Raw genomic sequence first — 18,076 nt, forward strand, 5'->3', positions numbered from 1 at the left:
TGTTGATCGAGATCCACGAGCCCATCGCCACCTCCCGCCTCTCACTCCGCCCGTTCACCGAAGCCGACGAGGCGGACATGTGGGAGTTCGAGTCACTCCCCGAGGTGGCGCGCTACCTCTTCAACGAGCCGCGCACCCGGGAGGAGAACGCCGCCGAGCTGGCCAAGCGCCAGAAGCAGACGGCTCTGCGCGATCAGGGCGACGTCCTGCTCCTCGCGGTCGACTTGGAGGGCACGGTGATCGGGTACGTGCTGCTCGGATGGATGCACAAGGAGCACCGGCAGGGAGAGTTCGGGTTCGTCTTCCACCCGGGATACCAGGGCAGGGGCTACGCCTCCGAGGCCGCCGTGGAGATGCTCCGGCTGGGCTTCGAGCAGCTCGGCCTGCACCGGATCTACGGCCGCTGCGACGCCCTCAACACCTCCTCTGCGCAGCTCATGGAACGCCTGGGCCTGCGGAAGGAGGCGCACTTCGTGGAGGCGGAGTTCTTCAAGGGCCGCTGGGGCAGCGAGCTGCACTACGCCATGTTGGCCAGCGAGTGGCGGTCCGGCCCGCACACCACCCACGGCACGGTCTAGGACACAACAGCTCGGCGGCCCGCACCGTGCCGGACGCCCTCACTTCGCCCTTCCGTATCCACCGATCGGTTGACCCCCGGATCAACCGCACCCGTGGCCGGGCGGGCGATCCGCCGGGGCGCTCCCCCGGGACATGCTCGGCCCATGCCGGTCATCGAGGTCAAGGAACTGCACAAGCGGTACGGGGAGAAGGTCGCGGTCGACGACGTGAGCTTCTCCGTGGACAAGGGGGAGATCTTCGGGATCCTGGGCCCCAACGGGGCGGGGAAGACCACCACCGTCGAATGCGTCGAAGGGCTGCGCACCCCGGACGGCGGATCGATCACCGTGCTCGGCCGCGACCCGGTCCGGGACCGCGCGCAGGTGCGGCGCACCGTCGGCGTGCAGCTCCAGGAGTCCCGGCTCCCGGACCGGATACGGGTCGAGGAGGCCCTGCGCCTGTTCGCGTCGTTCCACCGGTCACCCGCCGACGTGGACGAGCTCATCGAAACGCTGGGCATCGCCGACAAGCGCCGAACACCCTACGGGAAGCTGTCCGGAGGCCAGCGGCAGCGGGTCTCCATCGGCCTGGCCCTCGTGGGCCGCCCGCTGGTCGCCGTACTCGACGAGCTGACCACCGGGCTGGACCCGCAGGCCCGCCGCGACACCTGGGAACTCGTCGAACGGGTGCGCGACAGCGGGGTGACGGTCGTCCTCGTCACGCACTTCATGGACGAGGCGGAGCGGCTGTGCGACCGGATCGCGCTCATCGACACCGGCCGGGTCGTCGCCCTGGACACCCCCGCCGGAATCGTGGAAAGGGCCGGACCCAGCCAGCGCGTGGAGTTCCGCGTGTCCGGACCTTGGGACTCGGCACACCTCGAAGCGCTTCCCGAAATCGGTTCCGTGCACCGCGACGGCCCCTGGGTCCGGGTCAGCGGCGGCGGAAACCTGCTGCACGCGGTCACCTCGACCCTGGCACGCGAGCAGGTCGTCGCCGAGGACCTGCGCGTGGAGCACACCAACCTGGACGAGGCCTTCGTGGCCCTCACCGGAAGGAGCACCGGGCCATGACACCCGCGGACCCCAATAAACAACGCGGTCCGACCAACCGCGCCGACCCCGACCACCGTGGCCGCCCGGCCAACCACGCCGGCATCACCGGCCCGGCCGGGCCCGAGCGGACCCCGACCGCGGTCACCCTGGGCGCGCTGCGCAACCTCGTGGCCACCGAAGCCCGCCTCCTGGTACGCGAGCCCACCACGATCATCTTCGGCGTGCTGCTGCCCACCCTGCTCCTGGTGGGGCTGGCCGCCGTCCCGGTGCTGCGCGAGCCCGCCGAGGAGTTCGGCGGCCTGCGCTTCATCGACACCTGGGCGCCGACGTCGCTCATCCTGGGGCTGGGCATCCTCGGGCTCATGCACTTGCCCTCGGTCATCGCGACCTACCGCGAGGCCGGGATCCTGCGCCGCATGTCCACCACGCCCGTACGGCCCAGCCTCGTCCTCTTCGCGCAGCTGTCCGTGGTGTTCGCCGTCATGGTGGCCGCCTCCGTGCTGCTGGTCCTGGTGGCGTGGCTGGCGGTCGGTATCCCGCTCCCCCAGGAACCCGCGCTGTTCACCGCTGCCTTCTTGGTCGGTTCCGTGTGCATGGTGTCCCTGGGCATGCTGGTCGCGGCGGTGGCGCCCACCGCACGCGCGGCCAACACCCTGGCGATGGTCCTGTACTTCGTCGTCATGCTGATCAGCGGCCTTTTCCTGCCCCGGGTCTTCCTGCCGGACTTCCTGGTCCGGATGGGCGACGTCACCCCTCCCGGGGTACAACTGCTGATGGACAGCTGGCTGGGCACCACGGAGGCCGCGGGTCCGTCCCACCTGGCACAGCTGGCGGTCATGTTGGGCATCGGCCTGGTCGCCGCCGCGATCGCCGCCAGGTTCTTCCGATGGGAGTAGACGACCGATGGGCCAGGGCGACGAGCGGGCACGGACGGCGCCCACAGAGGTGAACCGTTTCGAGCTGTACTGGGAGAGGTTCCTGGTGGTCCTCCCGTGGTGCCTCCTCACGGCTGGCGCCACAGGGGCGCTCGCATTCCCCGAGCGGGCCGGGGCCGACCTGCCGGTGAGCATCGGCCTGACCCTGCTCGCCGCCGCCTGGGTGCTGTTCGGGCACACCCTCCGCACACCGGAACAGCGCTACCGCCCCGCGCCCGCCATCGTCTACTTCACCGGGCTCGTAGCCATCGGCGCGGTGTTGATGGCACACGACCTCGTGTTCCTCGTCTTCGCGATCACGCCGTTCCTCCACGCCATCCTTCTCCCACCTCCCCTCACCTTCGTGGGGCTCGCGGCCACCTCGATCGCCTTGAACACGAACACGATGGGGTTTCCGGGCACCGGCGGCGACATGCCCTTCCTGCAACACCTGCTCCTCTACTCCGGGGTGGTCGCCGTGCAGACCCTCGGGATCGGCGGCGGCATGATGCTCGGGCAGAAGCTCACCCAGCAGTGGGAGGAGCGGCAGGTGATGGTCGCCAGGTTGGAGACCGCGCTGGAGGAGAACGCCGGGCTGCACGCACAGCTGCTCACCCAGGTTCGCGAGGCGGGGGTGAAGGACGAACGGGAGCGCATGGCACGGGAGATCCACGACACCCTCGCCCAAGGGCTCACCGGGATCGTCACCCAGCTCCACGCCGTCCGCCGTACTTGGGAGGAGCCCGAGACGGCGCGCCCACACGTGGACCGCGCTCTCTCCCTCGCCAAGGTGAGCCTCACCGAGGCCCGCAGGTCGGTGCAGGCCCTGCGCCCGAGCCAACTGGCGGAGAGCCAGCTTCCGGAGGCCTTGGCCGAACTCGCTCGGAGCCGCGGCGAGGAGACGGGCGTGCGCCCGTCCCTCGAGGTGACCGGCGCACCGGTGTCCCTGAGCCCGGCAATCGAGGTGGCGCTGTTCCGGGTCGCGCAGGAGGCGCTCACCAACGTCGCCAAACACGCTGACGCCTCGCGGGTGGGTGTGACGCTGTCGTACCTTGACGACGTGGTCCTGCTCGATGTGCGCGATGACGGCCGCGGGATGCCCGCTGGGCGCCCGGGCGGGTTCGGTCTGAACAGCATGCGCCAGCGCATCCGAGGGGTCGGGGGCTCCATGGAGATCGAGAGCGAGGCGGACGCGGGCACCGCGGTGAGCGTCTCCGTCCCGGCCGTTCCCGGGGAGGAGTCGTGATCCGGGTACTGATCGCCGACGACCACCCCGTCGTGCGCGACGGCCTGCGCGGGGCGCTGTCCGCCGAGGACGGTATCGAGGTGGTCGGGCAGGCCGGCGACGGGGCGGAGGCGCTCGAACTGGTCCGGAGCCTGGCCGTCGACGTGGTGCTGATGGACCTGCGCATGCCGCGGATGTCCGGGCTGGAGGCGATCTCTGCGCTGGCGGGCGAGGCGCCGCACGTGCGCGTGCTGGTACTGACCACCTTCGACGGCGAACACGACGTGCTGCCCGCGGTCGAGGCCGGGGCCACCGGCTACCTGCTCAAGGACGCCCTGCCCGAGGAGCTGGCCGAGGCCGTCCGGGCGGTGCACAGGGGTGAGTCCGTCCTGGCCCCGAGCGCGGTCAGGCTCCTCATGGGGCAGGTGCGCAAGCCCACCGGACGGTCGTTGAGCGACCGTGAACTGGAGGTCCTGACACTGGTCGCCGAGGGCGCTTCCAACCGGAGGGCGGCCTCCCGGCTGTTCATCAGCGAAGCGAGCATAAAAACTCACCTCCAGCACATCTACGACAAGCTCGGGGTCCGCGACCGCGCTGCGGCGGTCGCCGAGGCCTACCGGCGAGGGGTGCTGGGCTGATCCGGGCCTGAGATTCCAGGGGCGCGCCCCGAAACATCCGGGTGCGCGCCCCTGAGGTCGAACGCCGGGCTAGGACATCCGGGTGCGGGGTTCCTCGGGCTGCTCCTGCGGGTTGGCGTGGTCGAAGGCCTCTTGGGCCTGTCCCTGGCGCTCCCACAGGACGAAGCGCTCGCTCTCGCCCAGGGCCATGGTGGTCAGCCACACGGCGACGGCGATGTCGTCGATCAGACCGAATACCGAGAAGATCAGCTCGGGGATGAAATCGATCGGCGAGATGATGTAGCCGACCAGGACCAGCATCAAGAAGAGCTTGCCGCCGCTGAGCTCGGGGTAGCGGCCGCGCAGCTTGGCGCCGATCATGCGTGGGACCGAGCGCGCCCGCTCCCACACGGAGACCTTGCCGTCGGTGTTCCGAATGACCTGCCAGGCGGCCGCCCCGGCCGCGGCCCGGTTTGCTTTGCGCATCTGGTTCGTCTCCTCGGGGGGCATGGTCTCAGGGGTACGTGCCTTCTCAAGATATGACGCGAATCTGCCCTCAATCGTTCCCGCTGGCCCCGCCCGTAATCGCGAAGGAGACGCACGCGACACCGCGGGCACCATCCCGCCACCTGGCGGGGCCGACCCAACCTGTGACGGGTGGGGGCCACGGGACTCAGGGGGCTGCGTTTTCGCTGCTGGGGACGCTATCGCAGCGAGTTGTCCACAGCTGTGCCGGTGGACTCTGGTGGTAGCGGGCAAGGAAAGGCATCCTTAGATGGGCGATGTCCCTTTCGCCCCACGACCAGAAAACCAAAAAGAACAAAAGGGACTTAGTCCCCCAAAAGACCCCACTCGTTGGGTGGCCACATGCGGCCACCAACGTTCATCCCTCCCGTGAGGTGCACCGGATGCGAGCACAGGATCCCGCCCCCTTCAGCCAGCATCGGAGTCCCGTCACCAACAGGTCAGACACCGCTCCCCCAACGCCAAAATCGCACCACAGAGCGGCACCCGCCCCTCAAGGTGCCACATACCGGGCCTCCCACTGTGTGGCACCCATTCGTTACGATGCGTCCGAGTGGTACCCGATACACCTAACGCCGCTCCGCATCAGAAATCGCTCAAGTGCGTAGAACCGATGGAGCTTTCCCAGTGTCCAATGCCCCACCTCGGTCGGCGACGACCGTAGCCCTGCTGGCGGATATCCCCAGCACGGGCCATGTGGGCGAGGCCGGAGCGCAGCGGTTCGCCATGCGCGGCGACGGCGTCGGCGCACGCAGTGCCGCCTTCGTCGCCTTCGCCAGGGAGGAGGCCCGCGCCGGCCGCAAGGTCGTCGCACTCTACCCCGCCTGGCAGGCCTCCGACGCCCGGCGAGCGGTCAACTTCGCCCGCGGTTCCCTGCGCAGCGACAGCATCGCCGGGATCAGCGTCGACCTGTCGCCCCTGGCCCTGTCCCTGATCGCCGACCAGCTCGCCTACCTCGCCCCCTACCTGCCACCGGGGATGGTCGCCGCGCTCTGCGAAGAGCTGCCCAGGCACCTGCTCGCCGGTGCCTGGCTGAGGACCGTGTCCGGGCTCGCCACCCTCCCCACGAACCTGCGCCAGCACATGGGTTCGTACGCGCCGACGGTGTCCTTCCTCGCCTACTGCGCGCCCACCGCGCACGTGGGCCGCCTCCGCCCCTCCGAGGTGGCCAGCGGGCTCCCCTTCCGCCCGGTCCAACCCGTTCAGCTGCTGTGCTCCACGCCGGACCCGAGCATCACCGGGGTGTTCGACGAGCACCTGCCCCGGGCGATCCAGCCGGTGGCCACCCGGACGCTGCCCGCCCAGCCCTTGGGCAGCACCTACTGGGGCACCGGCAAGTACGTGGAGTTCGTGGCGCTGAGCGCCCACCCGCAGGCCCTGGCCTACGCGGCCGGGTCGATCAGGGCGGCGGCGTGCTCCTGGTGCGGCGAGCCCATGGCCGCCAAACCCTGCCCGTTCTGCTCGGCCGACTCCACCGGCAGCCCCGCACGGTCCCCGTACTCGGCCTCCGCGGCACCGGTCAGCGGACGGCCCTCCTCCCCGCAGCGGTCCCGGCAGCGGAACGGCAGCCCCCGCACCGGTGGAAACCATCAGCGCCCCGAACAGCCCCTCCCTCCAGCGGGGCCGGGCGGCCGCCCGGCCCCGGCGCAGGCCGCCGAACGGCCCCCCGCACCGGCGCCGTCAGCGATGCCCGCACCCTCCGCCGCCGGGCCCGGTGCACCGGCACCGGCAGCGGCACCCGCACCCGCACCCGCACCCGCACCCGCACCCGCACCCGCACCCGCACCCGCACCCGCACGGAGCGGACCACGCAACGGGCACGCGCCACCACACCGACCATCGGGGCCATCGCACGGGCCGCCCGCCAGCCCACCAAACGGGCAACACCCCGAGCCGTCGCCCACGCCCGCGCCGGAGTACCCGTACGCCGGTCCGCGCTCCGGCCCGCTCCCCACCGACGGCCGGGTACCGGGTCCGCCGCCCGGCGGGCCGCCACCCCCCGGGCACCGACCACCCAGCCCATCCGAACGGCCGGAAGATCCGCCGGTACCGGACCACGCGGAGCGGCCGGGACCACCGCGGACCTACTCCCGGTAGGGACCACCACCCGCGACCCCGGCTGGGCCAACCGGCCGACGACGACTCTGGAAACGGAAACCACCCCCTATGAACCCCCGTCAGCGACGCGGCGTCCTGCTCATGGTCGTGGCCGGTATCGGCGCCGTCGCCGTGTTCGCCTCCGTCTTCACCTACCTCAGCAACCAGCAGGAACAGCTGGGCGAATACACCACCGTCCTGGAACTGGCCGAGGACGTGGACGCCTACCAGCCGATCGGGCAGGACGCGGTCGTCGAGACCGACGTCCCCAACCGGTACTTCGACCCGGACATCTTCCTCACCGACCTGTCCGAGGTCGACACCCCGGCCGACCAGGAGCTCGTGGCCTCCTCCCACCTCGAGGCGGGGGTCTACCTCCAACGCGGCATGGTCGAGCCGCAGCCGACCCTGACCACCGGCGAGCGGGAGATCGCCATCATGGTCGACGCCGAGACCGGCGTGGCGGGCAAGGTGCAGCGCGGCTCGGTCGTGGACATCTACGGCACGTTCCAGGCAAGCGACCACGGCGAGGCCTGCGCGACCCGGGTCATCACCGAGGTGGAGGTCCTCGACATCGGGGAGCTGCGCAGCCAGGAGCAGGAGGGCGGCGGGGTGTCCGGCGTCGTCCCGGTCACCTTCCGGCTCGAATCCCAGGACGCCCTCCAGCTGGCCTACGCCGAGGAGTTCTCCGCCAAGCTACGGCTGGCCCTGGTCAGCGCCGACGGCGGCGGCCAGGCGGGCGAAACCCAGTTCTGCGGCGGTGACTTCGACGACCTCATCGAAGAGCAGGAAGAGGCGGCCGAAGCCAACGAAGAGACCGACGAGCGGCGCGCGCCGCATGGGGGTGGCAACCGTTGAGTTTCCGAGTCCTGGCTGGGATGCCCAACTCCGAAGCGGAGATGGTGCTCGCAGCACGCTTCGAGGAACTGGTGGACGCCGACCTCGTGGCCATCCGGAGCACCAGCACGGACCTGATCGACGCGGCCGGTGAGCACTCCGAGCTCGACGTGGTCCTCATCCACCAGGACCTGGGACCGGCCCCGGCCTTCGACACCATCCGCGACCTGTCGCACCGGCACCCTCATCTGGCCATCCTGCTCGTGTCGCCCTCCATGGACCCGGACACCTTCACCGAAGCCATGGAGGCCGGTGCGCGGGGCGTGCTCTCCACCGACTCCGGGCTGGCCGAGTTGGACACCCGGATCGCCAAGGCGGCCGAGTGGTCGCGCACACTCCGCCGCCACCTGGAGTCGGCGTCGCTGGACCTTCCGGCCTCGGGGGTGCGCGGGCGGATCGTGACAGTCAGCGGTGCCAAGGGCGGCGTGGGCACCACCACCTGCGCGGTGCACCTGGCCATGGCCGCGGCCCGCCGTGACCGGGTGGTGTGCCTGGTCGACCTGGACCTGCAGGCCGGCGACCTGCCCGCCTTCCTCAACCTGCAGCACCGCCGCTCCATCACCGACCTCGTGGACTCCTCCGACGACATCAGCCCCGCCATGCTCGCCGAAACCCTCTACGTGGACCCGCGCGGCCCGCACGTGCTGCTCGCGCCGGAGCACGGCGAGCGCGGCGAGGACGTCAACGCACGTGCCGCCCGGCGGGTGCTGAGCGCCCTGCGCTCCCGCTACGAGCTGGTGATCGTGGACTGCGGTTCCACCATGAACGAGGCGACCGCGATGGCCGTGGAGCTGGCCGACAGCTCCGTGGTCACGGTGACCCCGGACGTGCCCGCGCTGCGCGGCGCGCAGCGGCTCATGGCGATGTGGGAGCGCCTGCAGATCCGCTCGCACGAGGACGTGTACTCACTCGTCACCCGGCACAGCCGCAAGAACGAGATCCAGCCGGACTTCCTCCAGCAGCTGCTGGGCACCAAGGTGCTGCGCACCCCCGTCCCGGCCGCCTACCGGGCCCTGGAGCCGGGGGAGAACAGCGGCGACCCCACCAAGGTGACCGACGAGGGCCTGCGCAAGGCGTTCGCCCGGCTCGCCTCGGAGCTGGACCTGTTCAGCTCGCCCACGGCCTCGGGCAGCAGCGGCCCCGGCAAGGGCGGCCACTCCACTCCCCCGGGCGGGGTGCCCTACGGGTTGTCCGGGCCGGGCAACCGCTCCGACAGCCCGGCGGGCCATCCCTCCACCCGGGACGTGTCGGGTTTCCTCAACGGATCGGCCCCGGGTCAGGTCAACGGACACGCTGCCCCGCGCGCGGGCGCGCCCGGCCCTTGGGGGCACGGCGCTCCGGGACCGGGAGGAGGCACCGGTGCCTAGCCAGAAGCAGTACCAGCGCGACCGGGGCGGGGTCATCGTGGAGTTCGCCGCGGTGGTGCCCTTCCTCATGCTGGCACTGGCACTGGTCTGGCAGGTACTCCTGATCGGCATCACCTCCATGTACGCCTCGCACGGGGCCGCGGAGGCGGCCCGGCAGGCGGCGGTCACCCCGGACGACATGGAGCGCGTGGACGAGGAGGCGCGCAAGAGGGTCATGTCTCCGTGGGACGGCGCGGACGTGCTCACCACCGAGGTCGTCGAGCGCGAGGGGGCCCGCTACGCGCAGGTGACACTGGCGATGCCGGTGTTCCTGCCCGGAACGTCCGGCCCGTGGGACATCACCGGTGAGGCGAAGGTCGTCCCCGAGGTCACCCCGCAAGGGGACCCCCAGAACCCTGAGGGGGTGGACCCGTGACCCGCGAGAACCGACCGGGCCCGCGACGCTTACACCGCCTGCTGTTCGGCCGACAGCCCCGACGGGACTCCGACCGGGGCGGACCCATCCTGGAGCTCGCCGCGATCCTGCCGATCCTGCTCATCACCGCCGTGGTGGCGATCGAGGCCTTCCTGGCCTTCGTGGCGATCGAACGGATCGAGTCGGCGGCCCGGGCCGGGGCCCGGGTGGCCGGAACCCAGCAGCTGGAGGGGGCCGAGGCCGCGGCCCACGAGGCCCTGCCCAGCTGGCTGGGCGACGCCGACGTCACCAGCGGCGCCAACGACAGCGACGGGTACTACGTCCAGGTCTCCCACCCTCTGCCGGTCGTGTTCTCGGCCGTGGGTTTCGACCTGACGCTGACCCGACGGGTGGACATGCCGAACGTGTGAGCCGGCCGCCGCACGCCGCCACGGCAGACCACCGAAGGAGGAGACGAGGAACATGGGGCTGAAGGACCGCCTGGAAGAGGACCGCGCCGTCGAGGACCGCGCGGACCGGAGCAGTGTGACGCACTGGCGCCGGCGCCTCCTGGACGAGATCAACCTGGAGGACCTGTCGCGGCTGACGCTGGCCCAGCGCCGGGTCCGGTTGGAGAAGGTGGTCGGGCACCTCCTTTCCCGTGAGGGACCGGTGCTGTCCGACCGCGAGCGTTCGGTGCTGATCCGGCGGGTCGTGGACGAGGCGCTGGGCCTGGGTGTGCTGGAGCCGCTGCTGGCCGACGAGAGCGTCACCGAGATCATGGTGAACGGTCCGGACAACGTGTTCGTCGAGCGCGGCGGGCGCATGGAGCGCGTGGACGCCGCCTTCAACGGCGAGGAGCAGCTGTACCAGACCATCGACCGCATCGTCTCGATGGTCAACCGGCGCGTGGACGAGTCCTCGCCGATGGTGGACGCCCGGTTGCCCAGCGGCGAGCGCGTCAACGTCGTCATTCCGCCGCTGTCGCTGTCCGGGCCGGTACTGACCATCCGGCGCTTCCCCAAGCCCTACCCCATCGAGGACCTGGTGCGGATGGGCAGCCTGGACCAGGCCACCGGCGTGCTGTTGTCGGCGATGGTCCGGGCCCGGTTCAACATCGTGGTCTCCGGCGGTACCGGTACCGGTAAGACCACCTTCCTCAACGCGCTGTCGGCCTTCGTGCCCGCGAGCGAGCGGATCGTCACCATCGAGGACTCCGCCGAACTCCAGCTGATGCAGGAACACGTGGTGCGGCTGGAGTCGCGCCCGGCCAACATCGAGGGCCGGGGGGCGATCGCCATCCGCGACCTGGTGCGCAACGCGCTGCGGATGCGCCCGGACCGCATCATCGTCGGCGAGGTCCGAGGCGCCGAGACCATCGACATGCTCCAGGCGATGAACACCGGCCACGACGGCTCCTTGGTGACGGTGCACGCCAACTCCTCGGACGACGCCATCCACCGGTTGCAGACCCTGGCGACCATGAGCGAGGCGCTCGTCCCCTACGAGGCCATCCGCGACCAGATCAACAACGCGGTTGACGCCATCGTGCACCTGGGCCGCTGGCCGGACGGTTCCCGGCGCATCAACGAGATCTCCGTGGTGTCCTCGCGCCGCCGTGAGGAGTTCCGGCTGGACCGGCTGATGGAGTTCGCGGCGCTGCCGATGAGCACCGAACGCACCGTGGAGGGCGAGTACCGGCACTACCCGCTGCCGCGGCACATCGCCGGACGGATCTACCACGTGGGCGAGACCATCCCCTCCGTGTTCGGAGTGGTCTCCGACGAACGCGCCCAGGGCAGCTGGTGAGCGCCGTCCCCGCGTCCTTCCGGGCGCGCCCGACCCGAAGGGAGAACGGGTGAACTGGCAGATCATGGCGATCCTCGGCGGCACCGCCCTGGTCCTGTTACTGCTGTTGTGGGCGATCTGGGAGTTCGTGGCCAGCTCCCAGCACCGGCGGATGATCGCCGCACGCAGTGCCCTGGAGCAGGCGGAGTACGACGCGTCCACCCCGATGGCCCGGCTCGACGCCCGCCTGCACCGCACGCAGTGGGGCGGGCGGCTCAGCCGCCGCCTGGCGCGTTCCGGCACGGACGCCCGGCTGTCCACGTTCCTGGTGGCGCTGGTGGGCGGTGCGCTGCTGGCGGTCGTGGTGGTGTGGCAGATCCTGGCGCCGTTCTTCGGTCTGCTGGCCGCTGCGGGTGTGGCGTTCCTGTTCTTCTCCTACCTGCGCCGGGCCGAGACCAAGCGGCGCGAGGAGTTCACCGGACAACTGCCCGACCTGGCCCGGGTGCTGGGCAACGCGACCGCGGCCGGGCTCGCGCTCCCCACGGCGGTGGCGATCGCGGCGGACGAGTTGGACGGTCCGGCCGGCGAGGAGCTGGGGCGGATGACCGAGGCGATGAAGCTGGGTGCGAGTTTCGAGGAGGCCGTCGCCGAGCTGCGCGAACGCATGCCCTCCCGGGAGCTCGGGGTGCTGCTGTCGACCCTGGTGGTGGCCTCCAGGTCCGGTGGTTCGCTGGTCACGGCGCTGCGCAACATCTCCTCCACGCTGGAGAGCCGTAAGGAGACCCGGCGCGAGGTGCAGACCATCCTCAGCGAGACGACCAGCACCGTGTGGGCCCTCGGGTTCATGTCGGTCGGTGCCCTGTTCATGATCAACGCGATCGAGCCGGGGATCATGCGGACGATGACCACCACAGGGGCCGGGATCGCGGTCCTGTTGGTCGTGGCCGCACTGTTCTTCATCGGTTTCCTGCTGGTCAACCGGATCACCAGGTTCAGGCTGTGACCAAGGCCCCCTGCCAGACCCACCCCCGAAGGACGGCCCCCGATGTACCTCCTGCCCCTCACGGTCGCGCTGGCCTCCGCGCTGGTCGTCATGGTCGGCGCCTACGGCCTGTACCTGACCATGTCGCAGACACGCGTGCCGGTGGACGACCGGCCGGAAGTACCGCCCACCAAGAGCGACCAGACCTTCGTTCTGCACAGGATCACCGAAATGATCGGGCGCCCCTTCAGGAACGCCGTGCTGGAATCCCTGAGTGACAAGCAGAAGGCGTCCATCGCCCGCAGGATCGACGCCTCCGGCGGCGTGGACGGCCTGACCCTGCGGCGGTACGTCCAGCGCAAGATCGGCGAGGTGGCCCTGTACGGCGGCCTCGCCCTGCTGTTGTTCTCCTCGGGCAACACGTTCCTCGCGCTCGTGGTCCTGGCGTTCGCGACCCTCACCGACCTGAACCTGTACGTCCAGGCGCAGGAGCGCGCCGACCAGGTGCAGTCGCAGCTGCCGGACTTCCTGGACGTCCTCTCCGTCACCGTGAGCGCGGGCATGTCCTTCCGCGCCGCGGTCGGCCGGGTCGCCGCTTCGATGCCCGGAATCCTCGCCGACGAGTTCACGGTCGCCCTCCGCCAGATGGAACTGGGCACCTCCCGCCGGGAGGCCTTCGAGTCCCTGCGCCGCCGCAACCGCAACGAGTCCCTGAGCAAGTTCGTCACCGCCATCCAGCAGGCCGAGGAGCTCGGCGCCCCGCTGAGCGACACCCTGGTGAACATCAGCCAGGACATGCGCCGCGCCGACGCCCAGTACATGCGCCGCAAGGCTCAGCGCCTCAACCCGCGGGTGACCATCGTGACCGCCACGACCCTCCTCCCGGGCCTGCTGATCCTTATCGTCGGCTCGATGTTCCTGGGCACCGAGGTCGACTTCGGCGCCATCCTCGGCAGCGGCTAGCCACCGTTGACGGCGGGTGCGGTGCTACCGGGTCGGGACCCTCGGGGTGCGGAGCCGCCCCGTTCAGGGGGTACGGGAAGGCCGGGACCCCGGGCCGGTGGCTTGGGGGAGGGCGGTGAGTGCCCGCTTCAGGGTGCCCTCGGCCTGGTAGCGGTCGCCGTCGGTGATCAGCCGCCGGACGGCCTCGATCTCGCCGCTGGGCGGGATCCGGGGCAGCTCCCGCCTCTTCTGGAAGGTGTAGAAGCCCGCCCAGGCGAAACCGATGGCGGTCAGGAGCACGGCGCCTTCGACCAGGAAGATGGCGAAATCCCCGAACAGGGGGATGACGATGCCCCCGCACACCAGCGTGACCACACCCGCTCCGAGGAAGGCGACCACCGAGCTGAAGTTGGCCTCCCGTTCCAGCGCGGCACGGCTCTCCTCCATCCTGCTCAGGCCGCCCAGCCGCTTCTGGGCGTGGTCGGCGCCCCGGACCGTCCCGGTGACCGTGCGGATGGCGGCCGCGGCCGCTCGGCGGCGTTCGGCCGGGGCTGCGAGCCCGCTGTTGCGCAGGGCGTCGCGCCAAGGGCCCGGGGGCACCTGTTCGGCGGCGGCGTCCACTGCCTCGCCGTCGGCCCGGTCGCTGGTCAGCTCCTCTGCCAGGCGGGACACCAGGGTGGCGGGGTCGGTGTCGACGCGCATGCGCGGGTCGGTGAACCTGCCGTTCAGGTGGGCGGACCAGCGCCGGTACCGGTCGGCCAGGTCGGCGGCGGCCGGGAACTGTCGGGCCAGCTCCCGGTAGACGTCGCAGGGGCGGTCCGGTGCGCAGGCGTGGTCGGGTTCGGCACAGTGGTGCGGGGCCAGCGACCAGAGCAGTCCCTGTTGGAGTGCCGCGTTCAGCCGCGGCTCTTGGTGGGAGGCGGACGCCAGGCGGGCGATCCCCGCGAGGGTCAGGTCGGTGCCCCGGTAGGTGGGCGGCAGGTCCGGGCGCACGACCGCGACCAGTGAGGCAACTTCCACGTCGGGGCTGAGCCGCTGCTCGTTCTCGACGCCGCGCCGGGCCGGGGAACCCGGGGGTAGCCAAGTGGCGAGGGCCTCCCTGCCGGAGCGGGACTCCAGCATGCCGACGGCGTCGTCCCAGCGGTGGCTCATGGCTTCGGCGAGGTCGCCGGGGTACTGGTACTCCCTGCCAGCGAACGCGAACGGCTCGCTGAGGTCGCCGCGGTACGGCAGGGGCCACTCCGGGGGATCCGGCCGGGGGTGCGGGGAATCCGTTCGGGCGGACGGGGCCGGTGCCTGCCGGTCGGGGGCGGGCGCTTGCACCGCCTCCGGGACGGGCTCCTCAGGGGCCGGCTCCTCCTGGCCGGACTCCTCAGGGGCCGGGAGCGTGGAAACGGCGATGAGGAGGGAGAGGAGTTCGGCGGCGGTGGGACGCTTGGCCGGGTCCTTGTCCAGGCACCGGACCACGACGGGGCGAAGGGCCTCCGGGACACCGTTGAGGTCGGGTTCCTCGGAGACCAGCCGGTGCAGGATCGCCGCCGGGTGCGGCCCGTCGAAGGGCGCCTTGCCGGTGGCCGCGAACGTGATCACCGAGCCCCACGCGAACAGGTCGATCGCGGAGGTGGCCGGCTCGCCGGAGATCTGTTCGGGCGCCATGTACTGCGGTGTACCGATCAGTGAGCTGGAGAGCGTCGTCGAACCCTCCAGGGCCCGGGCCACCCCGAAGTCGATCACCCTGGGCCCGTCCGGGGCGAGCATGATGTTGGCGGGTGTGAAGTCGCGGTGCACGATCTCCGCCGCGTGGATCGCGGCGAGGGCGGTGGCGGTGGAGACGGCGAGCCGTTCCAGTTCGGCGCCGACGCGCGGGCCGCCGGTGCGCACGGTGTGGTGGAGGGTCTCCCCCTCGACGTACTCGGTGACCACCCAGGGGGCATCGGCGTGCGGGTCGGCCGTGACCACCCTCGCGGTACAGAACGACGCCACTTTCCGGGCGAGCTCCACTTCGCGGGCGAACCGTTCCCGGATCCCCTGGTCGTCGGCGTGCTGGGGGTGCATGACCTTGACGGCGCCGAGTTCCCCCGCGGGGCTCTCGCCCAGGTAGACCGAGCCGAAACCGCCGTGCCCCAGCAGGCGGACCAGGCGGTGGCCTCCTACGCTGGCGCCGACCTCGACCAAACCGTGCCTCCGTCACACCGCGCGGCCTCGCGCGCAGACCCTTCTCCAGGAATGTCCTCGCACATTATCCTGTGCCGCGCCGAATGACACCACCGCCCCTGATAAAGGCCGGCCTTTTCTGAAAACGAGATCCGATCCGAGATTTTCACAATTCCCGGGGTCGGCTATTCGGGGACGACCTCGGAGGGATCCGGGGCTTCGATTCCCACACTCTCGTCGAGGCTGACGAAGGTGTACTCAGCGTGCCAGTGGGAGGGGATTTCCATGGTGTCCGGGTTCATGTAGTGCGCGGACCCCATCGACGAAGTGGTAGGAACCGGCATTCGGGCCGAAGCATCCGCGACCTCGAACAGACCCGACCACGAAAGGCTGATCGGCGTCCCGTCCTCGCCGGTGACCAGAACGAACTCCTCCTCGTTGTCGTCCAGACCTCCGGTCAACAGCACCGCGGGTTCGCTGACGAACGCTCCACCCGCCACACTTCCGTCACTTGCCGATGGAGGTGCCGACTGCGTGAAGGTCTCCTCACGCTCGTCGTCGACGCTCCCGTGTTCGACGGCCACCTGCCAAGCATCGATGGGGGTCTCCGGGAAGAGGACGTCGACGAAACCCTCCGTGGCCGGCCCCGTCTCCACCCACGGTTCCAGCTCGTACGCCTCCCCTGCCCGCATAGCGGTCTGCCCGTCGTCCTTGACGACCTCGCTGCTCCAGGTCCCCCCGGTGGGGGCGAGCTGTTGGTCGAGCCAGGCCATCACACCCTCCTCATACCTGACCCTGGAGACGAAGGTCGGGAAACCGCTGCCCGTCGCCTCCGGCAGTTCCTGGTACGGCTCCAGTGTGCGGGTTCCGTGCTGAACTATCAGGACCTCGAAACTGTCCGCTGCGAGGAAGGTCTCCCGGGCCTCCTCCGCGAGGTCCATTCCTGTGGGACGCGGCTCGACAGCGGGCTCGGGGGCGGGTTCCGGTTCGGGAGCGGGTTCCGGTTCGGGGGCGGGTGGGGTAGGCGGGTTGTTCGGGTCCGCCGCGGGTCCGGGGGGCGTACTTGTCGGCTCGGCCTGGTCCGGCGCCGCGGGCTCAGAAGGGGCGGCTACCTCGGCCGTCGGCCGGATGAGGGAGTTCAGGTAGTGCGATCCGCCACCGGCGACGATCACCGTGATGAGGAGGAACACGCAGACAAGGGCCGTGAACTGCACCGAACCCAGAGCTCCTGACGTACCCGCCGTCGATCCCCCGGACCGCACGGCTACGCCGGTACCGGACGGAGCCACGGGAACCGACGGGTCCTTTGCCGGAACTGGCGGGCCAGTCTGCTGTGAGGCGGCGGTACCTGCCGAGTCCGACGCCGACGGAGCGGATTCCGCGACGGACCCGGACGCGTCTGCGGAGGCGGCCGGCTCTCGTGCGCCGTCCTGTTCCGGGCCTCGAGGGCTCTCCGGCGCCGAACCGGCCGTCCCCGAACCCCCGGCATCACTCCACGGGGCGGAGCTGGCGGTGGCCGCCAGGGTCACGGCGGCGCCCAGCCACCGCTCGGGCCGATCCCAACCGGTGTCGATCCGCGGCCAGTACCGCCCCAGCAGCCCGCGCAACCGTTCCGCCCACGGCCGGTCGCCCTCCGGTCCGAGCAACAGCAGGCACTCCAGATACGCTTCCTCGGCCCAAGGACGCCCCGCCGGGTCCGACGACAGCGCCCGCCGGAGCAACGGCCTCAACCCTTCCGGCAGGGCGTCCAGCTCGATATCCCCCGTCCTGGCCCTGTGCGCCATCTCCAGCACCGCGGTGCGCCGGTCGGTTCCGGCGGGCGGACGACCGAACGGCGGTCGCCCGGTCGCGGCGAACACCACCAGGCAGGCCCAGGCGAAGACGTCCGAGCTCCGGTCCGGCGCCGCCCCCGTATACCGCTCCGGTGCCAGCCAGCCCAGGCTTCCCGCGGTACCCGCCGGTGGCGCGGTGTCGACCCGTCGCGCGATCCCGTAGTCGACTACTTTCGGCCCGCCCGGCGCCATCAGCACATTGCCCGGTTTGATGTCGCCGTGCGCGATCCCCGCCCCGTGGATCGCGGTCAGCGCCTCGGCGCACCCCGCCGCGAGCAGCACCAGCGGTTCCCCGGTCAGCGGGCCGCTCCCCCGTACGTGGCGGTTGAGGTCCAGACCGGGGAGGTATTCGATCGCCGCCCACGGACGCCCCTGGTAGGCCCCGGTGGCGTGCACCCCGACCCCGCACACCCCCTCGACGCTGCGCATCAGGTCGACCTCGCGCTCGAACCGAGCCGCGTCACGCAACGCCGGGTGGGCGATCTTCACCGCCACCCGCTCCCCGTGGTCGGACACCCCCGCGTACACGGTGCCCATGCCGCCGCTCCCCAGGCGGCCGATCAGCCGGAACCCGCCCACCACGGCCGGGTCTTCCTGGCCGAGCGGGCTGACGAAGGGAGGAAGGACCGGGGTCGAAGCCATGGGGGATCGCTTTCGGCAGCCGGGGCAGAATCCTCAGGCCGGGGCGGAGCCAAGGCGGTTCGATCGGGGTTCAGGGCCGCTGGTCGC

Annotated in this window: 16 protein-coding genes; 13 read left to right on the forward strand and 3 right to left on the reverse strand. The window is 71.0% G+C overall.

Annotated features, from left to right (window positions below):
• Positions 1 to 2 precede the first annotated feature (2 nt).
• From ACYVDG_RS13565 to ACYVDG_RS13585, 5 genes are all read left to right on the forward strand, one after another.
• Positions 3 to 578 (forward strand): GNAT family N-acetyltransferase, encoded by a 576-nt coding sequence (locus tag ACYVDG_RS13565; protein ID WP_460750861.1) that lies wholly within the window; start codon positions 3 to 5, stop codon positions 576 to 578.
• A 144-nt stretch (positions 579 to 722) separates the two neighbouring features.
• Positions 723 to 1,631, forward strand: a complete 909-nt coding sequence (locus tag ACYVDG_RS13570; protein WP_460750864.1) for an ABC transporter ATP-binding protein — start codon at positions 723 to 725, stop codon at positions 1,629 to 1,631.
• The gene (locus ACYVDG_RS13575) at positions 1,628 to 2,509 is read left to right on the forward strand and encodes an ABC transporter permease (RefSeq protein ID WP_460750867.1); all 882 of its coding nucleotides are present in this window, start codon (positions 1,628 to 1,630) and stop codon (positions 2,507 to 2,509) included. Before ACYVDG_RS13570 ends, ACYVDG_RS13575 begins: the two co-directional genes overlap by 4 nt.
• Before the next feature lie 7 nt (positions 2,510 to 2,516).
• Entirely contained in the window at positions 2,517 to 3,773 is a 1,257-nt protein-coding gene (locus ACYVDG_RS13580; RefSeq protein ID WP_460750869.1) for a sensor histidine kinase, read from the forward strand.
• On the forward strand, positions 3,770 to 4,390 hold the full coding sequence (locus ACYVDG_RS13585) for a response regulator transcription factor (protein WP_460750874.1): 621 nt from the start codon (positions 3,770 to 3,772) through the stop codon (positions 4,388 to 4,390). The genes ACYVDG_RS13580 and ACYVDG_RS13585 overlap by 4 nt, the downstream gene beginning before the upstream one ends.
• A gap of 69 nt (positions 4,391 to 4,459) precedes the next feature.
• Here ACYVDG_RS13585 and ACYVDG_RS13590 read toward each other — a convergent pair whose 3' ends face one another.
• Positions 4,460 to 4,855 carry a YkvA family protein gene (locus ACYVDG_RS13590; protein ID WP_460750878.1) on the reverse strand — a complete coding sequence of 132 codons (396 nt, stop codon included), beginning with the start codon at positions 4,853 to 4,855 and terminating at the stop codon, positions 4,460 to 4,462.
• A gap of 666 nt (positions 4,856 to 5,521) precedes the next feature.
• Here ACYVDG_RS13590 and ACYVDG_RS13595 point away from each other — a divergent pair.
• The 8 genes from ACYVDG_RS13595 (at position 5,522) to ACYVDG_RS13630 (ending at position 13,382) form a co-directional block, all read left to right on the forward strand.
• A complete protein-coding gene (locus ACYVDG_RS13595; protein WP_460750882.1) occupies positions 5,522 to 6,991 on the forward strand; it encodes a hypothetical protein in 1,470 nt (489 codons plus the stop codon).
• Positions 6,992 to 7,060: 69 nt separating this feature from the next.
• Complete coding sequence (gene cpaB, locus ACYVDG_RS13600) at positions 7,061 to 7,849, forward strand: Flp pilus assembly protein CpaB (RefSeq protein WP_460750885.1); 789 nt, start codon at positions 7,061 to 7,063, stop codon at positions 7,847 to 7,849.
• On the forward strand, positions 7,846 to 9,255 hold the full coding sequence (locus ACYVDG_RS13605; RefSeq protein WP_460750888.1) for an AAA family ATPase: 1,410 nt from the start codon (positions 7,846 to 7,848) through the stop codon (positions 9,253 to 9,255). Before cpaB ends, ACYVDG_RS13605 begins: the two co-directional genes overlap by 4 nt.
• A gap of 37 nt (positions 9,256 to 9,292) precedes the next feature.
• On the forward strand, positions 9,293 to 9,670 hold the full coding sequence (locus tag ACYVDG_RS13610; protein ID WP_460750969.1) for a pilus assembly protein: 378 nt from the start codon (positions 9,293 to 9,295) through the stop codon (positions 9,668 to 9,670).
• A complete protein-coding gene (locus ACYVDG_RS13615) occupies positions 9,667 to 10,080 on the forward strand; it encodes a TadE/TadG family type IV pilus assembly protein (protein ID WP_460750891.1) in 414 nt (137 codons plus the stop codon). Before ACYVDG_RS13610 ends, ACYVDG_RS13615 begins: the two co-directional genes overlap by 4 nt.
• Positions 10,081 to 10,132: 52 nt before the next feature.
• Entirely contained in the window at positions 10,133 to 11,458 is a 1,326-nt protein-coding gene (locus ACYVDG_RS13620) for a CpaF family protein (protein WP_460750895.1), read from the forward strand.
• Between the two features lie 49 nt (positions 11,459 to 11,507).
• On the forward strand, positions 11,508 to 12,440 hold the full coding sequence (locus ACYVDG_RS13625) for a type II secretion system F family protein (RefSeq protein WP_460750898.1): 933 nt from the start codon (positions 11,508 to 11,510) through the stop codon (positions 12,438 to 12,440).
• A gap of 42 nt (positions 12,441 to 12,482) precedes the next feature.
• Complete coding sequence (locus ACYVDG_RS13630) at positions 12,483 to 13,382, forward strand: type II secretion system F family protein (RefSeq protein WP_460750901.1); 900 nt, start codon at positions 12,483 to 12,485, stop codon at positions 13,380 to 13,382.
• 63 nt (positions 13,383 to 13,445) lie between these two features.
• On the opposite strand, the gene ACYVDG_RS13635 is transcribed toward ACYVDG_RS13630, so the two are convergent.
• Both ACYVDG_RS13635 and ACYVDG_RS13640 read right to left on the reverse strand, forming a co-directional pair.
• A complete protein-coding gene (locus ACYVDG_RS13635) occupies positions 13,446 to 15,536 on the reverse strand; it encodes a serine/threonine-protein kinase (protein ID WP_460750904.1) in 2,091 nt (696 codons plus the stop codon).
• A 164-nt stretch (positions 15,537 to 15,700) separates the two neighbouring features.
• The gene (locus tag ACYVDG_RS13640; RefSeq protein ID WP_460750908.1) at positions 15,701 to 17,989 is read right to left on the reverse strand and encodes a serine/threonine protein kinase; all 2,289 of its coding nucleotides are present in this window, start codon (positions 17,987 to 17,989) and stop codon (positions 15,701 to 15,703) included.
• Positions 17,990 to 18,076 lie beyond the last annotated feature (87 nt).

The organism is Nocardiopsis oceani (genome assembly GCF_054777395.1).